The 9,463-nt window shown below is 74.0% G+C and carries 2 protein-coding genes; both read left to right on the top strand.

Features of this window, described 5'->3' with window-relative positions:
* On the top strand, positions 1-2,867 hold a 2,867-nt coding region (locus tag ACFYX0_RS33940; RefSeq protein ID WP_388976171.1), incomplete at its 5' end, for an SDR family NAD(P)-dependent oxidoreductase.
* Between the two features lie 29 nt (positions 2,868-2,896).
* Positions 2,897-9,463: a type I polyketide synthase gene (locus ACFYX0_RS33935; protein ID WP_388976169.1), complete on the top strand. Its 6,567-nt coding sequence runs from the start codon at positions 2,897-2,899 to the stop codon at positions 9,461-9,463.

Genomic DNA, 9,463 nt, shown 5'->3' with positions numbered 1-9,463 from the left:
GGATTGCGGTCGACTGGCAGGCGTTCTACGACGGGACCGGCGCACGCCGCATCGACCTGCCGACCTACGCCTTCCGCCGCGACCGCTACTGGCTCGACGCTCCCGCGCACGAAACTGCCACCGGGCCGGGGCTGAGCCCCACCGGTCACCCGTTGCTGGGCACGGCGTTCCCGCTCGCCAGCGGCGACGATCTCGTGTTCACCAGCCGTGTGTCCACAGGTACGCATCCGTGGCTCGAGCAGCACACCGTGCGCGGCAATGTCGTCCTCTCCGCGGCCTGCCTGGTCGAGACGGCCGTACGGGCCGGGGACGAGGCGGGAGCCGCCGTGCTGGAGGAGCTGTCGCTGATCGCGCCGCTCGTGCTGCCGGCGCGAGGGTCGTTGCAGCTCCAGGTCAGGGTGGGAGCGCCGGACGGCGACGGCGGGCGTCCACTGACCGTCCATGCCCGCCACGAGGCGGAGCACGGCGTGGCCGGGCACGGTGGTGCGCCGTGGACTCTGTACGCGCGGGGACGCCTCGGTACGGACGACTCGCCGCGGCCGGACCACGACATCGCGGGCGGCGCGGCCACCGAGGTCCGGCTGCCCGCCGAACGGGTCGAGGAAGCAAGCCGGTTCGGGCTGCATCCGGCGCTGCTGGACGCCGTGCTCCTCGGTCACCCCTTCGATGAGGGCATGGGCAGCGTGGCCGTGCCGGCCGAGTGGCGAGGCGTACGCTTGCACGCCACAGGTGCCACCGCGGTCCGGGCTGTCATGACCGAGACCGGCGAGCGCAAAGTGGCCGTCCGGCTGAACGACGAAGACGGCCGGTTGATAGCCACCGTCGACTCCCTGGCGTACCGGGACGTTCCAGAGGAACTCTTTGTGTCTCCGACGGGCAGCGCGGACGACGATTTGCTGCGGCTGGAGTGGACGGAGCCCGTCGAGTCCCGGCCCGCGGACCTCCCCTCCCTGGCGGTCCTGGGGGTCGGCGGGTACGACGACCTGGACGCCGTCGGCAAGGCCGTCGAGTCCGGTGCGTCCGTCGAGGCTGTCGTCGTGCGGCTGCCCTCCCCGGAGGACGGCGGCACCTCGGCCGCTCTGCACGACGGGACGCGGCGCGCGCTGGCTCTGGTGCGCGACTGGCTGGCCGACGAACGCCTCGCCGGCACACGGCTGGTGGCGGTGACCCGTGGGGGCGTTGCCGCCGGAGGCGATGCCACGGCGCGCCACGCCGGCACGGTCGACCTGGCGGCCGCGGCCGTACGAGGTCTGCTGCGCTCGGCGCAGCCGGAGGCGGGCGGCCGGATCGTCCTGCTGGACGACGACCCCCACGCCGAATCCGAGGCTGAGGCCTCTCCCTCGACCCTCGCTTCCCTCCTCGCCTCCGGCGAGCCCGAGGCGGCGATACGGGAAGGCCGGCTCCTCGTACCCCGCCTGGGGCGAATCTCCGCAGCCGGCGTACCCACCGCATCAGCCGGGCCGGCCGTGCCCGCGCTCGACCCCGGCGGAACCGTCGTCATCACCGGCCGCGGTGCCCTGTTCGCACGGCACCTGGCCACCCGTCACGGCGTACGGCATCTGCTGGTCATCGGCCCCGAGGGCAGGAACGAGCCCGGCGCGGCGGACCTGGCGGCCGAGCTGAGGGAGGAACTGGGCGCCGAGGTCACCTTCGAGGCGTGTGATCTCGCCGACCGGGACGCGCTCGCCGCGGCCCTGGCCAGGGTTCCCGAGGAGAACCCGCTGATCGCCGTCGTCCATGCCGCGGGTCTCGGGGACGGAGGAACGATCCAGGGGCTGGACCTCGACTGCCTGGACGCCGTCCTGCGCACGGCCGCGGACGGGGCACGGCACCTGCACGAACTGACCCGGGACGCCTCCCTGTCGGCCTTCATCACGTTCTCGTCCACGGCCGGTATCGTGCCCGGCCCGGGCCGCGCGTACCGGGCGGCGGCGGACGCCTACCTGGACGCCCTCGCCCACCGACGTGCGGCCGACGGCCTGCCGTCCCTGTCGCTCGCCTGGGGTCCGTGGGAGGAGGCCGGTACGGGCCGGGCCGGGCCGGACCGGGTCGGCTTCCTGCCACTGACGTTCGCACGCGCCATGGCGGCGTTCGACGCGGCACTCGGGCACGTGACCGCGGGCGACTCCGGGGCAGAGACCGCGGCCGGCGCCCCGGTTCTCCTCGCCGCCCGGCTCAGCCCATCCGCGCTGCGTGCCCAGGAAGGCGGCGTTCCCCCGCTGTTCCGCGGCCTGGTCCGCGACGGGCGGCGGCCCGCCGTCGGCCCGACGGGCGCGGACACCGGCGACGAGGGCGGAGCGGGGGCCGGGGCGCTCGTGCGGCGCCTGGCCGGACTGGACGACGACGGACGTCACCAGGTCGTACGGGCACTGGTGCGTCAGGAGGTGGCCGCCGTTCTCGGGCACACCGACCTAGGTGCCGTCGGACTCGAACGCTCCTTCCAGGAGGCCGGGTTCGACTCGATGACCGCAGTGGACCTGCGCAACCGGCTCCGCGCGGCCACCGGCCTGCGACTGCCCGCCACGGTCGTCTTCGACCATCCCTCGCCCGCCGCCCTCATCCGGTACCTCCTGGCCGAGGCCGCGTCGGCGCACGACCCGGCCGGGACGTCGGGCCGGCCGCCCCTGCTCGCCCAGCTCGACCGGCTGGAGGCGACGGTGGCCGGGCTGCGTCCCGAGGCGGCGGACCTGGACCTCACCACGATCGGCGCACGGTTGCGGACGATCCTGAACCGGCTCGTCCCCGCCACCGCCGAGGAACGGCCCGAGCACCGCCCCGAGGACGCGGCGAGCCGGATCGCCACCGCGTCGGCCGACGAGATCTTCGACTTCATCGACACCGAGCTGGGCCGCGGGGCCGGCCGATGACGGCTCACCACAAGGAGAGCGGGCAGCACATGTCCAAGGAAGAAAAGCTGGTCGAGTACCTGAAGTGGGTCACGGCCGATCTGGAGAAGACCCGCAGGCGCGTCGCAGAGCTGGAGGCAGGTGGCCAGGAGCCCGTCGCGATCGTCGGCATGTCGTGCCGTTTCCCAGGCGCGTCGTCTCCCGACGAGCTGTGGCGGCTGGCTGTCGACGAGCGTGACGAGATCTCCGACTTCCCCACGGACCGCGGCTGGGACCTGGATGCCCTGTACGACCCCGACCCGGCCAAGCCCGGCAGCATCTACATCCGCCAGGCCGGCTTCGTCGACTCCGCCACCCGCTTCGACGCGGCGTTCTTCGGCATCTCGCCGCGCGAGGCCCTCGCGATGGATCCCCAGCAGCGGGTGCTGCTGGAGACCGCGTGGGAAGCGCTGGAGCACGCCGGCATCGACCCGCTCGCCCTCAAGGGCAGCAGGACCGGCGTGTTCGCGGGGCTGGTCGAGCAGAGCTATCTGGATCTGGACGCCCCGGAGGAGTTCGAGGGCTACCAGATGACCAGCAAGCTCAGCAGCATGGCGTCCGGGCGTATCTCCTACGTCCTCGGCCTCGAAGGTCCCTCCGTGTCGGTCGACACGGCCTGCTCCTCCGCGCTGGTCTCCCTGCACCTGGCCGTCCAGTCGCTGCGCTCGGGCGAGTCCACCCTCGCGCTCGCGGGAGCCTCGTACATCTCCGCGCACCCCGGCGGTTACATCGACGGTTCCCGGCAGCGGGGACTCGCGGCGGACGGCCGCTGCAAGCCGTTCTCCGCCGCCGCCGACGGTATCGGCTGGTCCGAGGGGGTCGGCCTGCTCGTCCTGGAGCGGCTCTCCGACGCGCGGCAGAACGGGCATGCCGTGCTGGCGGTCGTACGGGGCAGCGCCGTCAACCAGGACGGCGCGTCCAACGGCCTGACGGCGCCGAACGGGCCGTCGCAGGAGCGAGTCATCCGGCAGGCGCTGGCCAACGCCGGGCTCACTCCGGCGGAGGTCGACGCCGTCGAGGCGCACGGCACGGGCACGCGGCTGGGCGACCCCATCGAGGCGCAGGCCCTGCTCGCCACCTATGGGCAGGCGCGGCCCGAGGGGCGGCCGCTCCTGGTCGGCTCGCTGAAGTCCAACGTCGGCCATGCACAGGCCGCTTCGGGCGTCGGCGGCCTGGTGAAGATGGTGCAGGCACTCCGGCACGGCGTCCTGCCCAGGACCCTGCACCTCGACGAGCCCACACCGTTCGTGGACTGGTCCGCGGGCGAGGTCGAACTGCTCGCCGAAACCCGGCCGTGGCCGCAGACGGGGGAGCCGCGCCGCGGAGCGGTGTCCGCCTTCGGCGCGAGCGGCACCAACGCCCACGTCATCCTGGAACAGGCGCCGGAACAGGCGCCGGAGCAGGATGCCGTCCGGGACCCTGAGCCCGTCCCCGAGCCACCCGCGGCCCTGCCCTTTCCCGTGTCGGCCCGCTCGTCACAGGCGCTGCGGGTGCAGGCGGCCCGCCTGGCCGCTCATCTGCGCGACGCCACACCGGATCACGCTCCCGACCTTCAATTACTCGACGTGGCACACTCGTTGGCCACCACCCGCGCCGCCCTGGAGCGGCGCGCCATAATCGTCGGCCGCGAGCGCGAGGACGTGCTCGCCGGGCTGGACGCCCTGGCGGCCGGTGAGTCCGCGGGGAACGTCGTGCAGGGCGTCGCCGGCGAGGTCGGCAGGACCGTGTTCGTCTTCCCGGGCCAGGGCAGTCAGTGGGCCGGGATGGCGACCGAGCTGATGGCGGAGTCGGAGGTGTTCGCGGCCCGCGTCGCCGAGTGCGCGCAGGCCCTGGAACCCTTCGTGGACTGGTCGTTGGAGGACGTGCTGCGCGGCGCCGAGGGCGCGCCCGACCTCGAACGGCTGGACGTCGTCCAGCCCGCCCTGTTCGCCGTGCACGTCTCCCTGGCGGCTCTGTGGCGTTCGTACGGCCTCGAGCCCGCGGCCGTCGTCGGGCACTCCCAGGGCGAGATCGCCGCGGCCTGCGTCGCGGGCGGGCTCAGCCTGCCGGACGCGGCACGTGTGATCGCCCTGCGCAGCCGGATCGCCCTGGCGCTCCAGGGCACGGGCGGCATGGGTGCCGTCGGGCTGCCGCGGGCCGAGGTCGAAGCCCGGCTGGAGAAGTGGGCGGGACGGCTCTCGGTCGCCGTGGAGAACGGTCCCAGCTCGGTCCTGGTCGCCGGGGAGCGGGACGCCCTGGGCGAGTTCATCGCCGAGTGCGCCGCGAGGGGCGCCCGGACGAAGCGTTTCCCCACCGACTTCGCCTCCCACTCCCCGCAGGTCGAACGCGTCCGGGAAGAGATGCTGGCAGCGCTGGCACCGGTACGGCCGCGGACGGGTTCGGTGCCGTTTTTCTCGACGGTGACCGGCGAGTGGGTGGACACCGCCCGTCTCGACGCCGGGTACTGGTACGCCAACATGCGCCGGCCGGTGGAGTTCGCCAGGTCCGTGCAGGCCCTGGCGGCCCAGGACCACGGCGTGTTCGTCGAGGTCAGCGCGCACCCGGTGCTCACCTCCTCGCTCCAGGAGAACCTCGGCGACACCGTCGTCGTCACCGGGACCCTGCGCCGCGACGAGGGCGGTGCGAGCCGCTTTCTGGCCTCCCTCGCCGCACTTCAGGTGCGGGGCGTGCGCGTCGACTGGGCCACCGTCTTCGCCGGTTCCGGGGCGCGGCGCGTGCCGTTGCCGACGTACGCCTTCCAGCACGAGCGCTTCTGGTTCTCCTCCGGCGCCCGTGCGCAGGACGCCGCGGGCCTGGGCATGGCGGCGACCGGGCACCCGCTGCTCGGCGCCGCGGTCGCCGTGGCCGGATCGGACGAGACGCTGTTCACCAGCCGCCTGTCGCCGCGCACTCACCCGTGGCTGGCGGAGCACACCGTCGCCGGCGCCGCGGTCCTGCCGTCGGCGGTGCTGGTCGAGTTGGCGCTGCGCGCCGCGGACGAGGTCGGCTGCACCGCCGTCGACGAGCTGAATGTCCGTACACCACTGGCCTTTCCCGCCCAGGGGGCCGTGCAGGTGCAGGTCAGGGTGGGCGCGGCGGATGAGCAGCGGCGCGCCTTCGCCGTGCATGCCCGGCCGGAGGCGGGCGACGCCGAGTGGACCGAGTACGCCACCGGCACCCTCAGCCTGCGCGGGCCCGCGTCCGCCGACCCGCTCCTGCCGTGGCCGCCGGCGGACGCGGCACCGGTGGATTCGGACGCGGCGTACGAGACGCTGGCCGAGGCGGGTGCGGCGTACGGGCCACGACTGCGTGGGCTCACCGGCCTGTGGACAGCGGAGTCCACGGGCGAGGTGTACGCCGAGGTGGCGCTCGACGAGCAGGCAGCGGCCGACGCCGCCCGCTTCGGACTGCACCCCGCACTGCTGGACGGAGCCGTGCAGGCGGCGCTGCTGACCAATCCCGGGCAGGGAGCCCGGCTCGCGACCCGGTGGGGTGGCGTCCATCTGCACGCGACGGGCGCCACCATCGTGCGCGGCCGGCTCATCACCTCGGAAGACGGCGAACTCTCGGTGCTGCTGGCGGACCGCACCGGGCAGCCGGTCGCGACGATCCGCTCCCTTGCACTCACCCCCGTCACGGCCGAGACCGTCGAACGCGCCCGCACCAGGACCCACGACGCTCTCTTCCACACCGACTGGACCCCGATCACCCTCGACGGCCCGCCCACCCCCCTTCACTGGGCGACCCTGGGCGCGACCGGCTACGCCGACCTGACCGATCTGGCCAAGGCGGTCGAGGCGGGCACGCCGATGGACGCCGTGCGCTACGACATCGACGCCGACGCGTTCTCCGACGACGACTACGACACCGGCGTTCCGGACACCGCCGATGCCCCGGCGCACGGCGCCGGTCCCGTCGTGGCCGCCCACCGGCACACACGGCGGGTGCTGGCCCTGGTCCAGGACTGGCTCGCCGACCAGCGGCTGGCCGGTGTCCCGCTGGTCCTGGTCACCCGCGGGGCGGTCGCCGCCGGCGGCCGCCCGGTGACCGACCCCGCGGCCACGGCCGTATGGGGCCAGATCCGCTCGGCGCAGTCCGAGAACCCGGGGCGCTTCGTGCTGGTGGACCTCGACGGGGAGGCGCCCGCGGCGACACTCTCCGCCTTGGTGAACTCCACCGAGTCCCAGGCCGCCGTCCGGTCGGGCCGGGTACTGCTCCCGCGCCTGCGCAGGCTGCCGACCGGCCCGACGGCAGCCACGACCGGCACCCGGCCCGCCCCGGCCGTCCCCCGGACACCTCGCGCCCCCCACTGGCGCCCCGGTGGCACCGTCCTCATCACCGGCGGTACCGGTGCCCTCGGAGCGCTGTTCGCACGGCACTTGGTGGTTCGGCACGGCGTAAGGGACCTGCTGCTCACCAGCCGCCGGGGGCCCGACTCCCCGGGCGCCGAGGATCTGGTGTCCGAGCTGTCCGCCCTCGGCGCCCGGGTCACCGTGGCCGCATGCGACGTCACCGACCGCTCGGCGCTGGCCGAGTTGCTGGCGGCCGTACCCGAGGACCGGCCGCTGACCGGCGTCGTCCACGCGGCGGGCATCCTCGGAGACGGGCTGATCACCACCGTCACACCTGAGCGCCTGGAGTCGGTGCTGCGGCCGAAGATCGACGCGGCCTGGAACCTGCACGAACTGACCAGCGGCCTGGACGTGTCGGCGTTCGTCCTGTTCTCCTCGCTCGCCGGCGTCATCGGCGGCGCGGGTCAGTCGAGTTACGCCGCCGCGAACAACTTCCTGGACGCTCTCGCCGAGTACCGGGCGGGCCTGGGGCTGCCCGCCACGTCGGTCGCCTGGGGGCTGTGGGACCGGGCCGGCGGTGGCGGCGAGCTGACCGCGGCCGACCTGGAGCGCATCGCGCGCGCCGGGTATCCGCCCATCGCCTCCGACGAGGGGCCCGCGATGCTGGACGCCGCGCTCGACGCGGGGTGGCCCTGTGCGGTCGCCGCGCCCCTCGACCTGACCGCTCTGCGCGACCAGGCGCGCCTGGCACCCGCGGTACTGCGCTCCCTGCTGCGGACGCCCGTCCGCCCCGCCGCCCGCAACTCCGGCGCCGACGCCGACTCCTTCACCGCGGGCCTGTCAGGACTGACGGAGGAGGAGCAGCACGCGCGCGTGCTGGACATCGTGCGCGCCGAGGCCGGGGCCGTCCTGGGGCACGCGGACCCCGCCGGCTTCGACGTGGGCCGGCGCTTCTCCGACCTGGGCTTCGACTCCCTGACGGGCGTGGAGTTCCGCAACCGCCTCGGCGCCCTCACCGGCCTGCGCCTGCCCACCACCCTGGTGTTCGACCACCCCACCCTCACCGAACTCGCCGCGTTCCTGCTCACCGAGGTGCGCGGCACACGGCACGACGGTCCCGGAGACCAGGTCGCCGTGGACTTCGCGGCGGAGATCCGCCTCGCCGACGACATCCGGCCCGCACAAGAGGTGAGCCGCGTCGCCGCCGACCCGGGCGAGGTACTGCTGACCGGCGCCACCGGATTCCTCGGCGCCTACTTGCTGCGCGATCTGATGCGTACGACGTCGGCGCGGGTGCACTGCCTGGTCCGCGGGCGCGACCACGCCGACGCATGGGCCAGACTGCGGGCGAACCTGGACTGGTACGGCATCCGGGACGCCGTCGAGGACGACCGTCTCTCGGTCGTCGTCGGCGACCTCGCCGAGCCTGGCCTCGGCCTGGCCCCCGAACACTTCGACACCCTGGCCCGCTCGGTCGACGCGGTGTACCACGCGGGCGCCGCCGTCAACTGGGTGCGGCCGTACGCCACCGTGCGCGCCGCCAACGTCGGCGGCACCGAGGAGATCCTGCGCCTCGCCGCCCGGCACCGCACGGTCCCCGTCCACTACGTGTCCACCCTGGGCGTCTACGTCGGCAGGGACACCGGCGGGGTCCCGCTGCGGACCACGGACCCGACCGGTCCGGGCGACACGCTGCCCACCGGGTACACCCAGAGCAAGTGGGTGTCCGAGCAGATCATCGGCCTGGCCCGCGAGCGAGGCCTGCCCGTGTCCGTCTACCGCGTCGACCTGATCGCAGGCGACGAGGAGACGGGCGCCTGCCAGGCCCGCGACTTCGTCTGGCTCAGCCTGAAGGGCATGCTCCAGGCGCAGGCCGTGCCCGGCGACATCCCGGTGACCTTCCGCCTGATGCCGGTGAGCTACACCAGCGCCGCGATCCTGCACATCTCCCGTCAGGAGGGCAACAGCGGACGCACCTTCCATGTGTGCAGCCACAGCGGCCTGTCCCTGGCCGAGATGATCGAGGAGCTGCGGCAGCACGGATACGCGCTGCCCGCCCGGGACTGGGACACCTGGCGCGATCTGGTGACCGCCGACCCGGACAACGCGCTTCTGCCGCTGTTCGACGCCTTCGAGGTCATGGCGGCCCGCCCGGATGCCTTCTATCCGCCCGTCGACGACAGCGAGACGGCGGCGGCACTGGAGGGCAGCGGCATCAGCTGCCCGCCCGCGGACCGCGAACTGTTCCGCAAACACGTCGAGTTCTTCACCGGGGCCGGCTACTTCGAGCCCCCCACGGCCCCGTGA

Origin of the sequence: Streptomyces sp. NPDC002573 (genome assembly GCF_042889625.1) — a bacterium.
Lineage (GTDB): Bacteria > Actinomycetota > Actinomycetes > Streptomycetales > Streptomycetaceae > Streptomyces > Streptomyces gibsoniae.
The sequence above is the reverse complement of the archived record's forward strand: the minus strand, read 5'-3'. Positions and strand labels throughout refer to the sequence as shown.

Bases quoted from the DNA above. Each gene is read 5' to 3' on its own strand.
- ACFYX0_RS33935 (WP_388976169.1), top strand. From the start codon at position 2,897: ATGTCCAAGGAAGAAAAGCTGGTCGAGTACCTGAAGTGGGTCACGGCC.